At 39.8% G+C, this 21,404-nt stretch carries 21 protein-coding genes; 15 read left to right on the top strand and 6 right to left on the bottom strand.

The features are described from left to right. Positions 1-110: 110 nt before the first annotated feature. From AACV33_RS11975 to AACV33_RS12020, 10 genes are all read left to right on the top strand, one after another. Positions 111-2,261, top strand: coding sequence for a TonB-dependent siderophore receptor (locus tag AACV33_RS11975; protein WP_182700271.1), 2,151 nt, complete (start codon positions 111-113; stop codon positions 2,259-2,261). Between the two features lie 128 nt (positions 2,262-2,389). Continuing rightward, a complete protein-coding gene (locus AACV33_RS11980; protein ID WP_182700272.1) occupies positions 2,390-3,157 on the top strand; it encodes an ABC transporter ATP-binding protein in 768 nt (255 codons plus the stop codon). Then, entirely contained in the window at positions 3,151-4,095 is a 945-nt protein-coding gene (locus AACV33_RS11985; protein WP_182700273.1) for an iron-siderophore ABC transporter substrate-binding protein, read from the top strand. The genes AACV33_RS11980 and AACV33_RS11985 overlap by 7 nt, the downstream gene beginning before the upstream one ends. After that, positions 4,088-6,103 (top strand): Fe(3+)-hydroxamate ABC transporter permease FhuB, encoded by a 2,016-nt coding sequence (gene fhuB, locus AACV33_RS11990; protein ID WP_182700274.1) that lies wholly within the window; start codon positions 4,088-4,090, stop codon positions 6,101-6,103. The genes AACV33_RS11985 and fhuB overlap by 8 nt, the downstream gene beginning before the upstream one ends. 76 nt (positions 6,104-6,179) lie before the next feature. Next, positions 6,180-6,947 (top strand): DUF3450 domain-containing protein, encoded by a 768-nt coding sequence (locus AACV33_RS11995; RefSeq protein WP_370527163.1) that lies wholly within the window; start codon positions 6,180-6,182, stop codon positions 6,945-6,947. Between the two features lies 1 nt (position 6,948). Next, positions 6,949-8,310 (top strand): MotA/TolQ/ExbB proton channel family protein, encoded by a 1,362-nt coding sequence (locus AACV33_RS12000; RefSeq protein ID WP_065609386.1) that lies wholly within the window; start codon positions 6,949-6,951, stop codon positions 8,308-8,310. Beyond that, positions 8,310-8,843 (top strand): MotA/TolQ/ExbB proton channel family protein, encoded by a 534-nt coding sequence (locus AACV33_RS12005; RefSeq protein WP_017021406.1) that lies wholly within the window; start codon positions 8,310-8,312, stop codon positions 8,841-8,843. Before AACV33_RS12000 ends, AACV33_RS12005 begins: the two co-directional genes overlap by 1 nt. Continuing rightward, positions 8,840-9,244: an ExbD/TolR family protein gene (locus AACV33_RS12010; protein WP_017021407.1), complete on the top strand. Its 405-nt coding sequence runs from the start codon at positions 8,840-8,842 to the stop codon at positions 9,242-9,244. Before AACV33_RS12005 ends, AACV33_RS12010 begins: the two co-directional genes overlap by 4 nt. After that, complete coding sequence (locus tag AACV33_RS12015) at positions 9,244-9,867, top strand: energy transducer TonB (protein ID WP_017021408.1); 624 nt, start codon at positions 9,244-9,246, stop codon at positions 9,865-9,867. The genes AACV33_RS12010 and AACV33_RS12015 overlap by 1 nt, the downstream gene beginning before the upstream one ends. Continuing rightward, entirely contained in the window at positions 9,864-11,036 is a 1,173-nt protein-coding gene (locus AACV33_RS12020; protein WP_182700275.1) for a tetratricopeptide repeat protein, read from the top strand. The genes AACV33_RS12015 and AACV33_RS12020 overlap by 4 nt, the downstream gene beginning before the upstream one ends. Before the next feature lie 88 nt (positions 11,037-11,124). On the opposite strand, the gene AACV33_RS12025 is transcribed toward AACV33_RS12020, so the two are convergent. Further along, the gene (locus tag AACV33_RS12025; RefSeq protein ID WP_026025398.1) at positions 11,125-13,026 is read right to left on the bottom strand and encodes a PTS fructose transporter subunit EIIC; all 1,902 of its coding nucleotides are present in this window, start codon (positions 13,024-13,026) and stop codon (positions 11,125-11,127) included. A 213-nt stretch (positions 13,027-13,239) separates the two neighbouring features. On the opposite strand from AACV33_RS12025, the gene AACV33_RS12030 reads away from it, so the two are divergent. Together AACV33_RS12030 and AACV33_RS12035 are read left to right on the top strand one after the other, a co-directional pair. Continuing rightward, positions 13,240-13,539: a PTS fructose transporter subunit IIB gene (locus AACV33_RS12030; RefSeq protein WP_026025399.1), complete on the top strand. Its 300-nt coding sequence runs from the start codon at positions 13,240-13,242 to the stop codon at positions 13,537-13,539. 50 nt (positions 13,540-13,589) lie between these two features. Then, positions 13,590-14,327 (top strand): PTS sugar transporter subunit IIA, encoded by a 738-nt coding sequence (locus AACV33_RS12035; protein ID WP_255458585.1) that lies wholly within the window; start codon positions 13,590-13,592, stop codon positions 14,325-14,327. A 64-nt stretch (positions 14,328-14,391) separates the two neighbouring features. Here the strand turns inward: AACV33_RS12035 and manA are convergent, their stop codons facing one another. Both manA and AACV33_RS12045 read right to left on the bottom strand, forming a co-directional pair. Then, positions 14,392-15,591, bottom strand: a complete 1,200-nt coding sequence (manA, locus tag AACV33_RS12040) for a mannose-6-phosphate isomerase, class I (RefSeq protein WP_339379724.1) — start codon at positions 15,589-15,591, stop codon at positions 14,392-14,394. A 76-nt stretch (positions 15,592-15,667) separates the two neighbouring features. After that, complete coding sequence (locus AACV33_RS12045) at positions 15,668-17,569, bottom strand: PTS fructose transporter subunit IIABC (protein WP_017021413.1); 1,902 nt, start codon at positions 17,567-17,569, stop codon at positions 15,668-15,670. Between the two features lie 302 nt (positions 17,570-17,871). On the opposite strand from AACV33_RS12045, the gene AACV33_RS12050 reads away from it, so the two are divergent. Continuing rightward, positions 17,872-18,726: a helix-turn-helix transcriptional regulator gene (locus AACV33_RS12050; protein ID WP_182700277.1), complete on the top strand. Its 855-nt coding sequence runs from the start codon at positions 17,872-17,874 to the stop codon at positions 18,724-18,726. A gap of 14 nt (positions 18,727-18,740) precedes the next feature. Here AACV33_RS12050 and AACV33_RS12055 read toward each other — a convergent pair whose 3' ends face one another. The 3 genes from AACV33_RS12055 to AACV33_RS12065 are packed head-to-tail and all read right to left on the bottom strand — an operon-like array spanning position 18,741 to position 19,578. Further along, entirely contained in the window at positions 18,741-19,139 is a 399-nt protein-coding gene (locus tag AACV33_RS12055) for a hypothetical protein (RefSeq protein WP_182700278.1), read from the bottom strand. After that, complete coding sequence (gene yidD, locus AACV33_RS12060; RefSeq protein WP_017021416.1) at positions 19,139-19,363, bottom strand: membrane protein insertion efficiency factor YidD; 225 nt, start codon at positions 19,361-19,363, stop codon at positions 19,139-19,141. The genes AACV33_RS12055 and yidD overlap by 1 nt, the downstream gene beginning before the upstream one ends. After that, on the bottom strand, positions 19,363-19,578 hold the full coding sequence (locus AACV33_RS12065; protein WP_012552159.1) for a DUF4177 domain-containing protein: 216 nt from the start codon (positions 19,576-19,578) through the stop codon (positions 19,363-19,365). Before AACV33_RS12065 ends, yidD begins: the two co-directional genes overlap by 1 nt. Before the next feature lie 268 nt (positions 19,579-19,846). Between AACV33_RS12065 and AACV33_RS12070 the strand changes: the two genes are divergently transcribed. Both AACV33_RS12070 and AACV33_RS12075 read left to right on the top strand, forming a co-directional pair. Continuing rightward, entirely contained in the window at positions 19,847-20,449 is a 603-nt protein-coding gene (locus AACV33_RS12070; RefSeq protein ID WP_017021417.1) for a flavin reductase family protein, read from the top strand. Between the two features lie 53 nt (positions 20,450-20,502). Then, positions 20,503-21,378 carry an EamA family transporter gene (locus tag AACV33_RS12075; RefSeq protein WP_182700279.1) on the top strand — a complete coding sequence of 292 codons (876 nt, stop codon included), beginning with the start codon at positions 20,503-20,505 and terminating at the stop codon, positions 21,376-21,378. Positions 21,379-21,404: the final 26 nt, after the last annotated feature.

Raw genomic sequence — 21,404 nt, forward strand, 5'->3', positions numbered from 1 at the left:
TGCCTTCATGCCCCAAATTGTTAACTTTTACTAAAAAGAAATCATTATACTTCTGCGCAAGAGAATCATTCTCATTTGCATTCAATTTAAAAGTTGTAAACAGGATTATAATGAACGTATCTACTGAACATCCAAAACTTAACGTCACCCTATTAGCAACGGCAATTGCGGCTTCTTTTTTATTTCCTATCTCAGCAATGGCTAATGACAATAACTCTTCTGATGACATTGAGACGATTTCAATATTTGGTCAGGCTTATCGTAATACCGCAACAAAAACATCGTTAGAGCCAGAGGAAACCCCTCAGGGCATTACTATTCTGGATGGTGAAGCATTGGAACAACGCAGTGTTAAATCTCTTAATGAGGCACTACGTTATGTTCCTGGTGTGACAACCGAGCAGAAAGGTGGTGCAGTGACAATGTACGATACGTTCAATATTCGTGGATTTGATGTAAACCAAAGCTATTACGATGGTTTGGTTTTACAAGGCTTAAATGGGTGGAATTTACAACCTCAGATTGATCCTATTGCGCTTCAACAAATTGAAGTATTTAAAGGGCCAACGTCAGTATTATATGGGTCAATGCCACCGGGTGGTATGGTCAATATGATCGCCAAATCACCACAAAAAGAAAAAAGTACGGATGTAAAATTAGCAACAGGTACTGGTAATCTTGTGGAAGCCTCTATTGATACGACAGGGCAGTTTGGAGACAGTGATTTCTCTTATCGTTTTATTGCCCTTGCTCGTCAAAAAGATGGTCAAGTTGATTACACAAAAGAAGAACGCTACGTTATTGCACCATCAGTTGATTGGCAAGTCAGCGACCGAACGCTGATCAACTTTAATATGTATTATCAGAATGATCCGTCAATGGGTATGAATTCTTCAATGCCATCTTCTGGAATGATTTACGACAATCCAAATGGCAGTACTGATCCATCCACGTTTGTTGGAGATAAAAACTGGAGTACGTTTGAGCGTGAATTCTTTATGGCTGGCTATAAGATCAACCATGAGTTCAATAATAACTGGTCGTTCTTACAAAACTTCCGTTACATGAATGCGTCGTTGTATCAAGAGAATACGTATCATCTTGAAAGTGGGTTTGATTCATCAACGGGTAACCTTGATAGAAATATTTACAGTACAGATGAAAGCTCAACGGGTTATACGATTGATAACCAATTATCTGGTCGTGTGATGGCTGGAGGTATTGAGCATAACTTATTATTTGGTATTGATTACCAGAAATTAGATGGTGACTCACTTTATCAAGAGTTTGGTACGACCAATCAGTTTGGTAATTTTAATATTTTCAATCCAAACAATGACATGATTGATAAAAGTAAGTTAACCAAGTCTTATGAATCGAAAGAAAAAATCAGTGTTGAACAACTAGGATTCTATACTCAAGATCAACTGCGAATTGATCGTTTAGTTCTGATTGCTGGCGGTCGTTTCGATCAATATAAATCGAGTAACACAACAAGCACAACGTCTAAAGATGCTGACCAAAGTCAATTCTCATACCGTGTTGGTGCATTGTATGAGCTTGAAAGTGGTTTCTCACCATTTATTAGCTATGCAACCAGTTTTGAACCAGCAGCCGGTCTTGATGGAAAAGGCAACGCCTATGATCCTGAGCTGGGCGAGCAGATAGAAGCGGGTGTGAAATATGATTCAGCTGATTATACAAAAACAGCGTCAGCGTCTGTGTTTAGAATCGTAAAAAGTGACGCATTAATGTCAGATCCGACAGACCCATGGGGACCTCAATTGCAAATTGGTGAAATCCGTTCTCAAGGTGTTGAGCTGCAAGGCCAGTGGATGATTAATGATAGCTGGGACGTCGCTGCAAACTATACGTATATTGATATGGAAATTACCAAAGACAGCGGTAATGACTTAGAAGGTAAAACCCCAATTTATGTACCAACTCACGCCGCAAGTCTTTGGTCTAACTACTATATCTACGATGGTATTCTAACGGGAACACGCATTAGTGGTGGTTTACGTTATGTCGGTGAAATGGAAATGGATGCGAATAATACAGACAAAGTGCCTGATTATACGGTTGCTGATGTCTCTATTGGTTATGAGTTAGATGGATTAAGTGAATCATTGGCTGGTGCAACGGCACAATTAAGTGCAACTAACCTATTTAATACTGAATATTACAGTTGTTATGACTCGGCTAACTGTTGGTACGGTGCAGAGCAAACGGTAGAATTGAGTGTTAATTATAACTTTTAAGCTTAATTAAGAAAAAAGGGGAAGTACGTATCATTTTACGTGCTTCTTTTCTTGCGTTTTTGCCATGAAAGAAATGAATTAGGCATGACATAAAGAAGTCCATTTACACACATAAATAATGTAGCAGTATGTATCAACTAAACAATATAAAAGTGATCAGGGACGAACGTACGATTCTTGATATTGATGAATTAACAATAGATCCAACCGCCTTAACGGTCATACTTGGCCATAATGGATCAGGTAAATCGACCTTGGTGAACTTGTTGGCGAATCAACTTTCACCAGAAGAAGGTGAAGTGAGATTAAATCAACAACAACTGTCTACGTTAAATTCGAAAAGATTCGCTCAAAAAGTGGCGTTTTTACCTCAAAAGTTGCCAGAAGTCGCAGGGCTTAATGTTGAAGAGCTTGTTCGCTTAGGTCGTTATCCTTGGCGTGGCGTTCTTGGGCGTTTTAATAAAGAAGATGCACAGATTATTGAAGAGTCGATGATCAAAACTGGCGTACAAACTTTTCGGTCAACATTGGCTGATCAACTTTCTGGTGGGGAAAGACAACGAGCGTGGGTGGCGATGTTATTAGCTCAGCAAGCGGATATTTTGATTTTAGATGAGCCAACATCCGCATTGGATATTCATCACCAATATCAACTCATGGGACTATTGAGCGAGTTAAACCAACAAACGAAAAAAGGAATCATTGTTATTCTGCATGATCTTAATTTAACGCTTCGTTATGCGACACAAATCATTGCACTTAAAGGCGGAAAAGTGGCCTTTAAAGGTGAAGCAGGTCACTTGCTTGATGATGCGTTATTGTCTGACTTGTATGGCACACCGATCACCTTAATTGATCATCCTATTCATAATCATAAAGTTGCTATCGTATGTTGAAAAATCGTATTCCTTCGCTTATCACTCTTCTATTTTTGATGGTAAGTCACACTGCATCGGCTCAATTTGTTGTGCAAGACAGTCGTGGTGAACAAGTTCTGGGTTCAATACCTCAGCGAGTTGTGGCCTTAAATTGGGATCTAGCAGAACAAGTTATAGAGCTCGGTGTTACACCTATCGCAATCACAGATACCGCGGGGTACAGTGAGTGGGTAGTACAACCCGCATTATCGAGTGATATTGAAGATGTCGGTACTCGCGCAGAACCAAATTTTGAGAAAATAGCGGCGGTAAAACCGGATGTGATTCTTGTTGCTTCTCCGCAGGCCGATTTAATTCCTCAGTTAGAAAAAATAGCGCCTGTGTTGTATTTTCAAACTTACTCTGCAGATCATGATAATAGCTTGATGGCGATTAATAACTTTGAAGCCATTGCCCTTGTGTTAGGAAAAGAGAAAGTCGCACAAGAAAAGTTAATTGAGATGGATACCGAGATAGCAGAATTAAAGCAGCAGTTATCTGACGCGTATGGTAATGCGTTACCAGCCGTCTCTGTGTTTCGATTCGCAACTATGACTTCGGTCTTTATGTATGGTGATAATTCAACAGCGCAATACGCGTTAAATCAGTTAGGGTTTACCACCGCTTTACCTCAAAAAAGTAACCAATGGGGAGTAACACAACTTCGCTTAACAGATCTTCGTCATATTGATGATGGCATTGCGTTGTATATAGAACCGTTTAATGAAGAGAGTAAATTAAACAAATCAGTTATTTGGAATGCGATGCCTTTCGTACGTGCCCATCGAGTGAATAGTGTTGAATCGGTATGGAGTTATGGTGGCGCAATGTCGATCAAATACACAGCGCAAGCATTGGCAAAAAGCCTACTTGAGGTAGCGCCTAAATCAATCAATGTTAGTGGTAATAATGAGTAGTCAGTTAAAGGGCGTCTCTTTCCGTTATCTATCGGTACTTTGTGTATTGATTGGGTTGGTGGCTGCTACGTTTCAGTTTGATGCTGTATTGAGTTTATCTCAGCAATGGCAAGCAATAAGCCAAGCGAGTGTTGATCTCACTTTACTTGATGACTTTGATAAGATCATCTTTGTTGAGTCACAATTGCCTCGTTTAATCATAGCACTTTTGGTTGGTGGAATGCTTGGGTTAGTCGGTAGCTTAATGCAACAATTGACTCAGAATGCCCTCGTTTCCCCAATGACACTTGGTACGGCATCTGGCGCGTGGCTAGCCTTAGTCATTATGAATGTGTGGTTTGCTGAGTATGTGGCTGATTATGCGTCTATGGCGGCACTCGTTGGGGCATCGCTCACGTTTGGTTTAGTCGTTGCTATTGCTGGTATTCGAAATTTATCAGGCTTACCTATCGTGCTATCTGGCATGGCTGTGAATATTTTTCTGGGTGCTGTCGCCACCGCTATTATTTTATTAAATGAACAATATGCAAAGAACTTGTTTATTTGGGGAGCAGGGGATCTGGCTCAAAATGGATGGGATCAAATTGTATGGTTATTACCTAAACTATCAGCCGCTGTACTTATTTTTATTTTCGCGCCCAGAGTCTTAGCGTTATTGCGTTTGGGTAATGTGGGTGCTGCGGCTCGCGGGCTTAATGTTATTCCTGCTTTCTTTGGATTATTTACCGTTGGTTTATGGTTGGTTGCCTCTTCGATTACTGTGGTTGGCGTGATCAGTTTTATTGGTTTACTTGCACCGAATATTGCGCGTCATTTAGGGGCTAGAACTCCAAGAGATGAATTGTTCTTTAGCTTATTATTAGGCGCTACGTTATTAGTTGGTACTGATTTATTGGCGGTAGTGCTCAGTCATTACACAACAGATATGATCCCAAGTGGAACAGCGGCGGCATTCATTGGCGCACCTGCACTTATTTGGTTTACTCGAAGAAACATGAGCTCGCAAGATCAACTGTCGATCAGTTTACCAAAAGGGAAATCGTATTTACCAACAGGGTTAATTCCATCATTGATTGTGGGTCTTGTGGTGGTCGCGGTTTTAGCTGTTGTGATAACAAAAGATTCAACCCAAACACTTCATCCATGGGTAATGATGATCCCAAGTGAGTTCAGTTGGGAGTTAAAATGGCCAAGGCTACTTACCTCTTTATCTGCAGGGGCTGGATTGGCAGTTGCAGGCGTATTATTGCAACGATTGATTTATAATCCTTTAGCAAGTCCTGATATTTTAGGTATCTCAGCGGGAGCGACATTGAGCTTAATTGGTGGCAGTGTTTTCTTAGGGTTCAATATCTTTGAAGCCGCGCCTCTTGTGGCTTTTTGTGGAAGTTTAGCGGTATTAGTGCTGCTATTGGTGCTAGGGAAGCGCCATCAGTATGCGCCTTCTATGCTCATTCTTACTGGGATAGCATTAACGGCGTTAATCGATGCGTTGGTTCAATTTTCATTAGCAAAAGGGAATGAGGATTCATATTCATTATTGAATTGGCTTGCCGGTTCTACTTATCGAGTGTCTCCCGAGTCTGCTTTTGTTTTGTTCTTTTGCGTCGTTTTATTGGTGGCTTTTTCGCTGTTTACTCATCGTTGGCTAACCCTTATTTCAGCAGGGCGATTGTTTGCACAAGCCAGAGGGCTAAACGTAACTAAGAGTTTTATCGCATTGCTTATTTGTGTTGCATTACTTTGTGGGGCGGTAACTGCTACCATGGGGCCGATTGCATTTATAGGCTTACTTGCTCCCCATATGGCGGTTCTTTTAGGGGCGAAAAAAGCATTTGAACAGATTGTTGTAGCGGCATTAATTGGCGCTTGGTTAATGGTGATTGCTGATTGGTTAGGTCAGCATATTTTATTTCCATCTCAAGTGGCGGCAGGAACGTTAGTGTCAGTGATTGGTGGTATTTACTTTATTGGTTTGCTGATAAAAGGCCAACGCTCTGCACATTAACAATAGACGTTCAATAATGGCTAGCCTTGCATTGATATTGGCTAGATGAATTTAATTAATTAGCGATTTGATTATGATAAAAATGACGAAGAAAGCATGGCTATTGGTCATGATGGCACAACCAATGGCGGTATATGCGAGTGATTTAGGAACGGCTCAAGCCATTCAAAATAAGACCAATACGGCTTCTGCCCAAAGCCAGGCTCGTATTAGTCATAGTGCCGATTCTACTTTATCGTTGCGTGCTGATATTGAGCAACTGGAAGAAGAAGTTAAAAACCTCGATGTTTACCGCAAGCATTTAGAGGCATTAGTAAAGGATCAACACAGTGAATTGAGTAATATTGATCAGCAAATTTCAGACATTGAACAAACTCGTCAAGGGGTCGTGCCTTTGATGTATAAAATGATTGATGGTCTAAAACAAACAGTTAAAAACGACAAACCTATTCGTATTGAACAGCGCAATCTTCGCATTGAAAAGCTAGAGACCATGATGACGGTGGCGAATGTGAGTGATGCTGAGAAGTATCGTCGTATTTTAGAAGCGTATCAAATCGAACTCGATTACGGCATTAAGTTGGGTGTTTACCAAGGTAAAATTACGCTTGATGATGATAAAACCATTGAAGCTAACATTTTGTATTTAGGCCGAATTTCTTTAATTGCACGTAATTTTAATCAAGACAAATATTGGGCTTGGGATCAAAAAGAAAAGGCATGGGTACTATTAGACTCTTCACTTAATTCGGATCTTAATCATGCGTATGCCGTTGCAAATAAAGAGGTAGCCCCAAGCTTACTTACACTGCCTGTATCACTGAATATTACTGAGGAGAAATAAGATGAATTACGTATCCACACTTCTTAGTGTTTGCTTATTAAGCCTTTCTTTTTCAGTTGCAGCTCAAGGTGATTTAGCAAGCAGTGCACAAGCTCAAAATAAAGCACAAAAATCACATGATGTGCAGCGAGAATCGGGGTTTAAGCAAACAGAGCAAACGTATCTACAACAGAAAAAAGAACTTGCAGAACGTAAACGCCAAGTTCAAAAAAAGATTAATGTATTGACGAAAACCTTCAGTGAAAATGAAGGGCTATTAGCAAAACGAGAAGAGAAACTGCGTTTAGATACTGGCAGTTTAGGTGAATTGTTTGGTGTTGTTCGTCAAGCTGCGAAAGAGTTGAAAAGCGAAAATCAAACCAGTGTTACCGGTGCGGATAATCTTCAATACTCACAAGCGGTAAACACCATCGTATCTGCTAAAACGTTGCCAACCTTGCCACAGTTAACTGACTTATGGATGAGCATGGATGAACAAATCCAGGCCAGTGGTGAACTGAAAAAAATTAATACCAATGTGATTGATGGTGAAGGTCAAACCGCTTCTCAAGCGTCGTATCGCTTAGGTTCGATAGGGTTAATTGCCGCTCAAGGCTACTTGAATTGGAATGGCACACGTAAAGACGCCACTTATTATGTTAAGCAACCAGATAATGGCCCAAGCTTGAGTTCACTGTCTGATCTTGCAAGTGGTGATATGGAAACGATGGTTGTCGATCCGTCTCGTGGCTTCATGATAGACCAACTGGCATTAACACCAACCTTGTTTGAAAGACTCCAAGCGGGTGGTGTTGTTGGTAAAATCATTCTTGCGTTATTAACGTTAGGATTGGTGATTGCGATTTTCCGAGGCGTTAAATTAGCGATTATTCAACAGCAAATAAAAACACAGTTGAAGAATCCAGAAGCACCAAGCGACAATCCGTTAGGCCGAGTGTTATCTGTTTACGATGAAGAAAAACACCGCAGTGTTGAGTCATTAGAGTTGCGTTTATTAGAAGCGATTGTTGATGAGCAACAAGGGTTAGAAAAAGGCCTTTCAATGTTGAAATTACTTGCAGCCCTTGCACCAATGCTTGGTTTGCTAGGCACCGTTACTGGCATGATTGAAACATTCCAAGTGATCACTCAGTTTGGGAATGGAGATCCAAAAGTGATGGCAGGAGGGATCTCGATGGCACTGGTCACTACCGTTCTTGGCTTAGTTGCTGCAATGCCGTTGTTGTTTGCTCATAATATTTTAAGCACTCAAGCTGAGAATATACGCAGCATTTTAGAGAAACAAGGCATTGGGTTAGTCGCAATACAGGCAGAAAAGCAACCAAACCCAATAGCGAAAACTACGGTAGGAAGTAACATCTAATGGCAATGTCATGGCTATCTAATTGGCTTGATACGTTACTGCAATTTATGGCACAAGGCGGTCATATCTTGTGGTGGCTGGCAGGGGTTGTGGTTGTATGTTGGTTATTTGTGGTTGAGCGTGTGATATATCTTGGTTTTTATTTTCCAAAGCGCCGCCAACAATGGGTAACACAATGGCATCAACGCAGTGAACATGAATCTTGGTATGCTCATGCGATTCGTGACAGTTGGTTAAATCAAGCGCATATCGAATTAAATCAAAATTTAAACCTAATCAAATGGTTAGTATCAATTTGTCCAATGTTAGGATTGTTAGGTACGGTTACAGGGATGATTTCTGTTTTTGATGTGATGGCGACATTAGGCAGTAGCCAACCGAAACTGATGGCCTCAGGCATCTCACTGGCTACGCTACCAACGATGGCGGGTATGGTTGCCGCTCTTGCTGGGTTATTTGTTCATGCACGTTTAGCAAAGACGTGTCGTTTATGTGAATTGAAGTTAGAAAAATCATTAAGGAGTCCAACATGAGACTCGGAAGACGCGATACCAAAACAGAAGAAGCCCAAATTGACTTAACCTCAATGTTGGATATTGTTTTTATCATGCTGATATTTTTTATTGTGACGAGTTCGTTTGTACGCGAATCAGGGGTTGAAGTGAATCGGCCTCAAGCATCAAATGTGACGAGCCAGAAAGACGCGGGCATCTTTGTTGGCATTAACGCATCAAATGATATTTACATCGATAAACGAATCGTAGATGTAGAGCGTGTGCAAGCGACGTTAGAGCATCTGTTATTAGAGCAACCTGATGCCTCTCTTGTGATCCAAGCGGATGAACATGCGTATAACGGCACCGTAGTTAAAGTGATGGATGCAGCAAAAGGCGCGGGCGTGAAGCAAATTGCATTGGCTGCGGAGCAAAGATAGTGCTTAGGTTATTGATGGCGTTACCTATTGCACTGGCTATTAGTATTGCTTTATTTTCCGTGATGGCATGGATGGTAGACAATGGTAATCAAGGAAAACCGGAAGCCAGTGAAAATTTAAGCTTTACTATGATGATGGTTGAACCTGAAAGTGATCTTCAACGTCGTCAACGTTCTGTTCCTGAGCAGCCTAAACCGCCAGAATTACCACCAGAAACGAAAGTATCTCAATCGCAATCAGAGATGTCTTCGGTGATGCCTATAACGCCAATGTCTTCGGCTGGTTTAGATACGGCGATTAACGGATTAAAAATAAGCGCTCCAACGTCGTTTGGAAGTTTTACGACCAATCAACAGGCAATGCCATTGTATCGCGTAGAACCACGATACCCGAGTAGAGCATTAAAACGAAAAATTGAAGGCTACGTTATTATGTCTTTTTCTATTGATGAAACGGGCGAACCTTTTGATATAGAAGTCAAAGAGGCGGAGCCAAAACGAATATTTAATCGTGATGCGGTTCGGGCACTAAAACAATGGAAGTACCAACCTAAATTGGTAGAAGGAAAAGCCATTGTTCAGCAGAATCAAACCGTTAGATTGGAGTTTAAATTAGCCAAATGATGAAAAAAATTGCGTTAACGGTTCTTTTTATATTGCACACACAGGGTGTGACGGCGGCAGAATTGAGTCGATATACCGCCACAAAAGTACAAAGAGCACAAAACCTTCAGCAAAATGAAAAGTTGGATGAAGCCATCGATATTCTTGCGGATGTTGATACATCGAAAGTCTATGATAAAGCATTCGTGGCTCGAATGTTGGGTGTGTTTTATTGGCAGAATAATCAAAAATCACAAGCGATTAAACAGCTTGATTATGCGGTTTCGAGTGGTCAATTACAGGATAAACAAGCGTGGACAACCCGAAAAATGTTGGCCGATATCCTCTTGATGGAACAAAAGTATAAAGCGGCGCTACCTCATTATTATCAATTGGTTAAAACGGTACCAAAGAATGAAAAAGGGGATGAGTTATGGCTTAGGATCGCTCAGATCCATTATCAGAACTCAGAGTTTGCACCAACCCTTAAAGCGATTGGTCGATATGAATCGTACCGTAAGCCTGATGAATTAACGCCATTGTCGTTAAAGTTTGGTGCGCAAGTTCAACTCAAACAATGGAAGCAAGTTGTTCCTACCTTAGAGCGGTTAATTGTTCTACAACCTGAAAAATTAACGTGGTGGCGTCAGTTAGTTACGGCTCACTTGCAGTTAGGTCAAACCAAGCAAGCATTGAATGTATTGGTGTTAGCGGATATCAACAAATTATCTCTTCCTGAGCAAGACATTAAATTGTTGGCTCAGCTATACGCAAAACAAGGTATTCCAGAGCAAGCCGCACAGACATTAGGACGCTTATCAGCAGCAAATACTGACGTTGATTTATTGGTAGAGCAAGCCGTGCATTGGCAAAATGCGAAAGAGTGGGATAAATCTATTCAATTCTGGAGTAAAGCCGCAAAGATATCATCTCGTTATTACTGGCAAGAATCCCAATTACTTCTACAGCAAAAACAGTATGAAGCCGCATTGAGATCGTTAAATCAAGTGAACGATCCTAAGAAAAAACAAGCGGTGTTATTGGCGAAGGTAAAAGCGTATTACAAACTGAATCGTTTAGAAGAAGGGTTGATTAATGCGAAAAAAGCCAATGATATATCAGCGTCTAATGAAACTAAGGGATGGGTTAACTACTTGTCTAATTTGAGAAAACTAGAGTCTGAATCGTAACGAAATGCTTGGTGATTAGGCATCCATAAAAACTCTAGGAGCAAAGTTCAGGGGGGATATGGATGCCTAATCGGTTATTTATGGTGGTTTATACCGTTGATTTTCTGAATAATCGGTTGGTACTCGTCATATTCGCTTTTAATAATAGTTCACCATTGTGCATTGCTTCTTTTGTTCCAATATCAATCGTTCGCATTCCTGCAAAACGTTGGGGCTCTTTGATTGCCACATCATGTGCAAAAATAACTAACTTTGCGTTCTTCACATCTAATGGGGTGATTCTATTATTAATCCCATCGGCGCCTTGTGTTTCTACTTTGATTTTAAGCCCTAGACGATGCGCTGCTTTTTCTAAGCTTTTTGCGGCTAAGAAAGTATGAGCAACACCCGATGGGCATGCCGTGATAGCTAAAATATCGGCTTCACCTTCATTCTTTATGGATTCAAACACTGTGTTTTTTACGTCAGATTCATCATCTTCGATTGCTGTTTTCTTTAGTAAAATAACAATAACTGCAGTGGTTAATGCGCCCATTAATGTGCCAACGACATAACCAAACTTACCATCAACGACAGGAAGCACTATCCACCCGCCCCAAGGGGCATGGTTGAGTACGTTAAATAAGAAACCAGTGATGTTACCGACAATACCCCCAGCGACAATTGCAGGGATAACACGAGCAGGATCTGCGGCTGCAAATGGAATCGCCCCTTCAGTAATACCGATCATGCCCATAATACCCGCGGCTTTTCCAGCTTCACGTTCTTCTCGTTTGAATTTCTTAGGGGACAGTAATGTGGCTAATGCCATGCCTAATGGTGGGGTACAAATTGCGATACCAACGCCACCCATTAGCCAAGGTTGTGTATTTACCTGAGTTTGAGCAAACAATGTTGCGACTTTGTTGATTGGGCCACCCATATCAAAGGCTGTCATACCACCTAAAATTGCACCTAAAAGTACTTTCCCAGAACCTGCCATGCTTGCTAGCCACTCATTCATAGAGGTCATGGCATTTGCAATCGGTGCACCAATCAACCACATTACAGCGGCGCAGGTAATAAAAGTACCGACAAGAGGATAGATAAAAATGGACCCCAATGAGGTCATGCTGTCAGGTAGCTTTATTTTTTTTAGATTAAGAACGACAAAGCCGGCAAAGAAACCAACGACGATAGCGCCTAAAAAACCGGTGTTGTATTGTTGAACTGCAATCCAAGAACCAATCATACCTGGAGCGAGTCCCGGTTTATCTGCAATTGAGTAAGCAATATAACCGCCAAGAACAGCTGTGAATAACGTTAACCCTGCAATGCCCATTTGAGCAATGTCAGCCAATACACCTTCAGTGGGTACCGCGCCGTGTCCTGAAATCATGACCGAAAGAGAAAGTAAAACACCGCCAGCAACAATAAAGGGGATCATGTGAGACGTACCAAATAACAAGTGTTCTTTTGTACGACCAAGATTTCGTTTAAATTCACTTTTTTCTATTTTTGGTGTTGGGGCAGGAGATGAACTGTATTCTGACTCTAACTGAATATTGTCTGTGAATAAGGCCAATGCCTCTTCTGGTGTCGCGACGGCTTTAAGTTTGTTTGTAAAGCCATCTTCGATTAAACGACTGGATATTTGTGCCAATACTTCGATGTGGTGAGTATCGTCGCCATCTGGTGAAGCAAGCATGAAAAAGATGTCTGATTGTTCACCATCTTCTGCACCATAATCAATGCCATTACGACTAATACCAACGGCAACTGATGGAGTCGAAACCGCAGAACTTTTCGCATGAGGAATCGCGATACCATCTTCAAATCCTGTATTACCAATGTCTTCACGCGCCCAAACATCTAATAAAAATTGTTTTTTATCAGATAGTTTGCCTGCATCATCTAAAATCTGGACCATTTCTTTAAGAATGCCATCTTTAGATGTCGCTTTTAGGTCTAAACAAATGACCTTGGTATTTATCAGAGATGTGATATCCATAACGACTCCATTACCTAACGGTAATATATTAACGTAGTACTAATGTAAGGGGTTAGTCGATTTTAAAGAATAGGATAAAAAAGCCATTTACTGGATTATTGTACCATCAATCGTAAAGTGTGATTTTAATCGTTATTCATTGATATTAATCCGGTTTTTTAATTAACTAATGGTATATTGTTCCTCTATCAAACAGTCTATTTAAGAGCAAACATGAAAATTGTGGCAGTTACAGCGTGTCCTACAGGGATCGCACACACCTATATGGCAGCTGATGTATTAAAAAAGGCCGCGGTGAGATATGGAGTATCAATTAAAGTTGAAACTCAAGGCGCGATGGGAATTGAAAATGCGCTAACACCGGTTGATATTGTACAAGCGGATCTTGTGTTAATCGCTTCAGACATTGATATAGAAAACAGCAGTCGATTCGTTGGTATTAAAACACAGCAGCACAGTATTGAACTGATTTTGACTGATGTTGATAGTGTGTTGAAAAAATACATTTCATGATTGATTCACCTACTATTGATCATCGGATTACCTTTTTTGTTAAAGAGAGCATGCTTGGACCACAAATTAGTGCCCAACTGACTCAATTAGCAAAGAAGTTTAAATGCATTGTTTATATCGATAATATTACACGAGCCCGTTGTGCAGATATTTCTTATTCTTTAGGTTTACTGAAAGTAGGTTTACAGAAAGGGGATTTTTGCCAATTAATTACGGTAGGGATTGATGCGGAACTCGCGAATTTTGTGTTAACCGATTTATTATCTTCTACGTTCAATTTTGTTGCTTCAGACCGGTTGTGTCATTTCTCTGATTCTATCGTAACCCAATACCCACAACTAAAGCCGATCTGTGATGTTGACTTCCATTACGTAAAAGCTCAAACGCAATTATCAAAATTTGAGATGCTAAAAGGAGTGTCTCAATTAATTTGCCCAGAACAAACCGATGAGTTATTACTGGCTTTTATTAAGCGTGAAGAGAAGTCATCAACGACGATTGCTCGTCAAATTGCCTTACCTCATGTCATTACGCCTTTAGTGAAAAAACCAACCATCGCGGTAATTCGATCAGATTACGCAACGGATTGGGCATCTAAAATGGGGGATGTGAATTTAATTGTCGGTTTAGTTCTACCGAGCCCACCAACACGAGAGATGGTGATCACCGCCACTCAATTAACCCGAAGTATGTTATCTGCGGAGTTTTGCCAGCGATTAATCGCAACAAGGCAACCTGTTGGCCTTCAAGCTATGTTGTTGTATGGTATGGGTAGAGTTTTGGAATAATGTTCAATTATTATGTGATGAGAAACGGACTCTAAGATTATCTTTGAGTCCATTTTTTTATTATCTAGTTGTAAGCTCTTGCCACTTTTCCTGAAGAGGTAAGAATATATTGGCCAGTATACGCAGGGATAAATACAGAATGACCTTTCTTCACTATAACCGTTTGCCCTGAAATATGGGTTACCGTCATATCACTGTTGATAGCAAATAACACTTCGGCACTTGTGGTATTTAACGGTAATGCGTTTACCATTTCTAAAACAGAGAAGTTAAAATCGTCTACCGGAATTGGGTAATTTACACCACCAGCAATCACCTCTGGAGTCATCAATAAAGAATCAAATGGGGTGACATTAAATAAAGTACAGGCCATTAGTTCATCTATGTCCATGTATTTTGGAGTTAATCCCGCACGCAATACATTGTCTGAATTAGCCATGATTTCAAGACCGGTCCCTTTAATGTAAGCGTGAGGAGTACAAGCGTGTAAGTACATCGCTTGTCCTGGTTTTAGCGTGATAACATTTAACATTAGAGGTGTAAATAAACCGATGTCATTTGGATATTGAATTTCTAAATCAACAAGCAATGCGAAAAGAGGGGAATCACACTGTACTTTGGCATATGCCATTAATTCATTAATTGCCGTTTCTTTCTTGTCGTCTGATAATGAAAGAATGTTCTTGAAAAATACGTTTAATCCCATTGAATTAGGTTGTTCTTCAAATGCGGAAACAAAATGAGTAATACTTTTTAAGTTCATGCTTTTAAATAATGAAATGGACTCGTTAAAATCTCTAAATCCATTCATTGCTTGATAATCTGTTAAGGCGTAAACAAGCTCTGGTTTGTGGTTATTATCTTTGTAATTACGATTAAACGCAGTCAAAGGGATACCCGCTTGTTCTTCTTTATTATAGCCATCCACGGCTTGTTGTTTATTTGGATGAACTTGGATCGATAATGCTTTTTCTGCCGCTAATACCTTAAAAAGATAAGGTAATTCACCAAACGTTTCTGCTGTTACTGAAGAGAGGAAAGACGCTTTGTCTTGATTAATTAAATCAGATAATAAAATAGATTCGTCATTAAACGTCGCACTAGAGCAGCCATTTGGGTGGGCGCCCATCCACAATTCAGCTTGTGGTTTATGGCTTGGGTTTTCAATACCAAACAGACTTTCAATTGAAGTGCTGCTTCCCCACGCATAATCTTGAATTACATTGTTCATTGGAAAAAAGAAAGGTTGGGTTTGATTGTTCATATAATGCTCACAAATCATCAGAAAGTCCCAATCACAAAATTAATAAGTGATTGGGACAAAAAATTAAGATTAAGAATTAAATTGCCGCTAGAGACAGGGCTTTCGCTTGACGCATCTTTTTAATGGATACGCAAACAAGTGCAGTTACAACTGCGCCGCCAGCCATACAAGCCAGTGCAAGTAATGGTTTATTTATCGCGCCAAGTAGGGCAACAACGGGTCCACCATGAGCAACACTATTTGTGATACCAAATGAGAAAGCCATTACTGCGGCTGTCATCGAGCCAAGGATATTCGCTGGGATTACAGAGATAGGATCTTGAGCTGCAAATGGAATTGCACCTTCAGAAATACCAACTAAACCCATTGCACCAGCTGCTTTGCCTGCTTCAATTTCTGATTCTTCAAAGATATTGAATTTACGACCAATGATGGTAGCTAACGACATGCCAAGTGGTGCGACAGGAATAGCACATGCCATGGCGCCCATGAATTGAGTTTGACCACTTGCAATCATGCCAACAGAGAATAAGAAGGCGACTTTATTGAATGGGCCACCCATATCAAAGCCCGTCATTCCACCCAGTACGATGCCTAATAAAATTACGTTACCAGAGCTCATGCTTGTTAGTAGTGCGGTTAATCCATCCATTAAACTTGCTATTGGTGCACCAATAACAAAAATGAATAAGCCAGAAATGAACAATGAACCGGCAATAGGGGCAATCATGATAGGAACAAGAGGTTGGATAAATTTATGGTAGTTAAAGCTCACGATAAATTTAACGAAGTAACCAACAAGAAGACCGGCAATGATGGCACCAATAAAGCCAGTACCAGCATCTGCACCATAAAAAGAACCGTTGTTTGCAATCCAACCACCAATAAGACCTGGAGTTAGTGCTGGGCGATCTGCAATCGCATAAGCAATGTAACCGGCAAGAACGGGGATCATTAAGGTGAAAGCAACAACACCAACATCTAATACTTTATTCCACAAACTACCGGGAGGAATAGCCATACCACTCTCAGTAGGTTGACCACCAAGCGCTAATGCTAATGCGATTAACAAACCGCCCGTAACCACAAATGGGATCATGTGAGATACGCCGTTCATTAGGTAACGGTATAAATCTGAACGTGCTTGAGAGGTTTTGTCTTTGGCATCTGTTGGTGTATTTACACTGTCAGTATCAAAAGGTGGTTGAGTTAGAGACTGAGTGATCAGTCCTTTTGCGTCTTTGATCGGAGCCTTAACACTGGTTTGAATCAGTTTTTTTCCTGCAAAACGAGTGAGGTCTACTTGTTTATCACAAGCAACAATAATGGCATCGGCTTGTTCTATTTCTTCTGCTGTTGGGCTATTTCTTACCCCAATAGACCCGTTGGTTTCTACTTTTATCTTATATCCTAATTCTGCTGCGCCTTTTTCAAGGGCTTCGCACGCCAAATAGGTATGAGCAATACCGGCAGGGCAGCCTGTGACTCCAATTAAAAATCCATTTTTAGGTTCTATTGCATCAATGGTTTCTGCTTTTTGTAGCAATAATTCAAGCGCTAATTTAGAGGAGGTCGCATTAAGAAATTTTTCGATAAACCCTTCTTCAATCAGTTTTGAAGAGAGTTCAGCAAGAACTTCAATATGATGATCTGCCCCATTTTCAGGAGAGGCGATCATAAAAAATAAGCGAGATGGCTGCCCATCTTCTGCTCCGTATTCAACACCGTCTTGGCTTACACCAATCATTACGGCAGGTTTAATTACAGCTGAACTTTTTGCATGAGGAAGAGCAACGCCTTCTTCAAAGCCTGTATTTCCTAGTTCTTCACGGGCGTAAATATCAGATAAAAACTGGTCGATATCGTTAATTCGACCTTGCTGATGAAGTATCGCAGCCATTTCAGAAAATACATCGTCTTTGGTTTTTGCGTGTAAATTTAAACAAATTAATTGTTCATTGATTAAGTCTGTGATCATGAATCATTCCCCATTTTTTCTATAAATTATTGCAGTGGGAATAGTGTGATTCTGATGAGAAAAAATCGTAAGTGTGCGAGAAATGCATTTACTGGATTATTGTATCATCACTCTTCAAGTGTGATTAAGCTCTGATTTTTATAAATCGAAAACTCTATAATGCACTAGTCAAAAAAGTATTTATTTAATAGATAGTTAGTGGCATTTATTGCTTGTTTCTTGCGGGCGTTTTCATCAGGGAAATTGTATTTTTAGGTCGTTTTAGTGGACTAACGTGACCTTGGTTCAAGTAAGAAGAAACTATGACTTTAGTGTTTAGTACGGTATTAGAAGCGCTTTTATCAGAAAGAGAAAGTTTCAATCAAATTTGGTTTGCAGGAGATAAGATCACGCCTCCACAATGCAGTTACCAAGTGAATTTTCCTCGTTTAGAGTTAGTAATTAATGGCGAGTATTTGAATCAAATAGAAGATTCAGAGGTTGGGATACGTGAAGTTAAAGTCATGGCGGGTGATGCGTTATATATTCCGCCAAACTGTTGGAATAAACCGAATTGGGATGAAGACTGTTCAGTATTAAGTTTGTTATTTGGACGCCGACAAGTTGGGTTTAGCCTAGTGAGTAAACGCAAAGGGGAAAGTGGTTTTTATGATGTGCAAAAATACAGTATTCCGACGCGAACAGGTCATGCTATTGATAATATTTTAGAAGCACTGAACGCGTTAGCTCGTGAACCGAATAAAAAACCAATAGACGAACATTTATTATTGGCATTACTTAGTTATAGCATGACAATGCTTGGTGAACCTTCAGAGACAAAGTCACCGAAAAACCGCAGTGAAGATCTATACCAAGGAATATGTATTTATATTCAAGAGAATTTCCATAAAAGCATAGATAGAAGCAGTATTGCGAATCGCTTTAATATTTCTCCAAACCACTTATCTCGTATGTTTAGGCAGCAGGGGCACATGACGTTAGCTGATTATATTACGTGGGTAAGGATAGAACGTGCCAAATTTATGCTAAAGAAATACACTTTTCGTTTAACTGAAGTGGCGACACGTTGTGGTTTTCAGGACGTGAATTATTTTTATCGTGTGTTTAAAAGCAAAACAACGTATACGCCATCTGATTATAGAGCAATGATAAAGTAGGGCATGAAAATGCCCTAGATAAATAGTTTGTTCTTGATTTTTTCTACAATGTGACAAGAAAGTTGGTAGTTATGTTCTCTCGCAATTTTTTGTGAAAAGAAAAGCTGTGGAAGTTCAATAATGGCAATGGCAATTAATATACAGAATCCGAAATCTTCACCTGAAAAAATCAAAAATAGGCTTAAAATTAACGCTAATAATTCACCAAAGAACCATAAATACTTCTCTAAATATAGATGATGAAAACCACCTAAAAATAAATAATTAAGAGTGGCATAAGTGTCAGGATCTTTTAGTTTTTCACTTTGTTCTTTATAAAATGCTTTTCGTTCATCAGTCGGGAGAGCAGCTACTTGTTTTCTAAGTCGCTCTTCCTTTTCTTCTAAGTCATTTAAATTACCAATAAAACCCATTATGGAACCTCATCATAAATAATTTCAACCAAATCAGGTTGATTACAACGTTTTATTCTTTGTAATCCTAGTTTCCAGCCCTTAAAGGCCCCGTATTTTTGAATGCATTGCTTTGTGTATTCAGAGCAAGTTGGTTCAAAATTACATTCCAGGCTTAATAGTTTTTTTGAACCACCTTTATGTTGATAAGAGCGGATCAATAGGATTGATAATTGTGCGAACATTAACGACCTAATGTAATAATAACGGCTTCACGTTTCCAAAATAGAAGAAATCGCTTTTGTTCTACTATTTGAAATGCTAATTGCCAACCATCTTGTGCCTGTTTATTTAATTCGGCTTCCATTTTCTGAATTGGAACCCCACTAGCACCAAGAAATACAGTGCCACAACCGCCTTCTGTTAAATGAATTACTTTGTATTCTTTAAAGCCTGTCATCGCATTTTACTCTGTTGTTTTTTAAAGAAAAGAATGTATTTTATAATCTATATATTTACAATTTAAAAGAATGAAATAGTGAGTATTTGTGGTGTATCTCTCAATTAATTATTAACCACTTGGTGGCTTAATTTATAAGTAGACTATTTATACGACAGAATCGATTTTAGTTGTGCAGCTCTATTATATTTATCGTCATGTATTTTTTCTCAAATGAGGTGATTTAGGTTAGAGTAATGTTAATAATTAAGGACGATAAGGATGTCTGATGCGCTTTGAAACGGCTAAGTTAACACCACAAGAAAATTATAAGTTGTTAATCGGAGGGATCTTACCTCGGCCAATTGCTTGGGTTTCAAGCATTTCATCGTCAGGAGAGGTGAATTTAGCGCCGTTCTCTTTCTTTACTGTGGCGAGTGCCAACCCCCCAATTCTTTGTTTCAATCCTATGTATAACCAAGATGCGCAAGCTAAAGATACGTTGAGAAACATTCGAGAACAGGGTGAGTTTGTCATTAATACGGTCAGTGCTACACATTTAGAGGTTATGAATAAAACCTGTCATGGTTTAGCCCATGATGTTGATGAATTTGAGTATGCTGGGATTAAAAAGGCACAATCAGATTTTGTTATTCCTCCACGGGTTGCTAATGCGATTGTGAGTTTTGAATGCCGATTAAACCAAATTGTTGATCTTGGTGATGATGTTTTATCAGGGCATTTAATTTTAGGTGATGTTATTGCTGTGCATGTTGCGGATGAAGCGGTTTATGATGGCAAGATTGACAGTGATAAATTAGATGCGATAGCACGAATGTCTGGAGCCGATTACAGCTTAACAAGAGAACGGGTTCAATTATCTCGTTCATGAGTTATGACGCTTGTATTATTGAAACTAAGACGATATAGGCCAGAAGGATTATTGTGAACTGGATATTTTTTACGTTATTGGCTGCGTTCAGTCAATCATGGCGAAATGCGTTTCAAAGTCGTTTAAGCAAAGAGCTAAATGTGACCGGAGTTACATTGTCACGTTTTTTATGGGCAAGTCCATTGGCTTTTATTTATTTGGCTTTGCTTTATTGGCTCGATCCTGTGCCATGGCCGACTTTTACTGAATATTCTTATTTGTTTATTGTTGGTGCCTCTCTTATGCAGATCATCGCGACGGCTTTGATGGTTGTTTTATTTAAACAAAAGAATTTTGCTATTGGTGCTGGGCTTGCTAAAAGTGAAGCTCCTGTAGCGGCTTTTCTTGGGGTTTTATTTTTTGGAACGTCATTATCACTGCTCGGTTGGGCAGGGGTTGTTATTGGTGGGGTTGCCGTCTTTATATTGAGTTGTCCTGATGGTATTAAAAGTATCTCGTTGAAAACTGCAATGATTGGCCTAGGGTGCAGTACGTCTTTCGCGTTAACTTCATTATGGATTAGAGAAGCAAGCCTAACGCTTAACTTACCATTTCCTCACCGAGCCGCTTGGATTTTACTGTTAGTCATTTTATTGCAAACCATCTTACTTGTAGGCTATATGCTTTTTAATGACCGCCAAACGCTCAAGGCCATGTTTGTTAAACCTAGATTGGTTGTGATGACCAGTATCGCAAGTTTTATCGGTTCTTTAGGGTGGTTTAGTGCGATGTCACTTCAAACCGTCCCATTAGTGAAAACCCTCGGACAAGTTGAGGTGTTTTTTACTATGCTAATTTCATTGTTTTGGTTAAAAGAAAAAATCAAACGTAAAGATATTATCGCGTTATTATTAATTGCAATGGCGGCAGTGTTGGTGATGTGGCACTAGCTGTATATCGTAAGATAAGAGATAAG

Source organism: Aliivibrio sp. SR45-2 (genome assembly GCF_963890165.1).
Classification (GTDB): Bacteria; Pseudomonadota; Gammaproteobacteria; order Enterobacterales; family Vibrionaceae; genus Aliivibrio; species Aliivibrio salmonicida.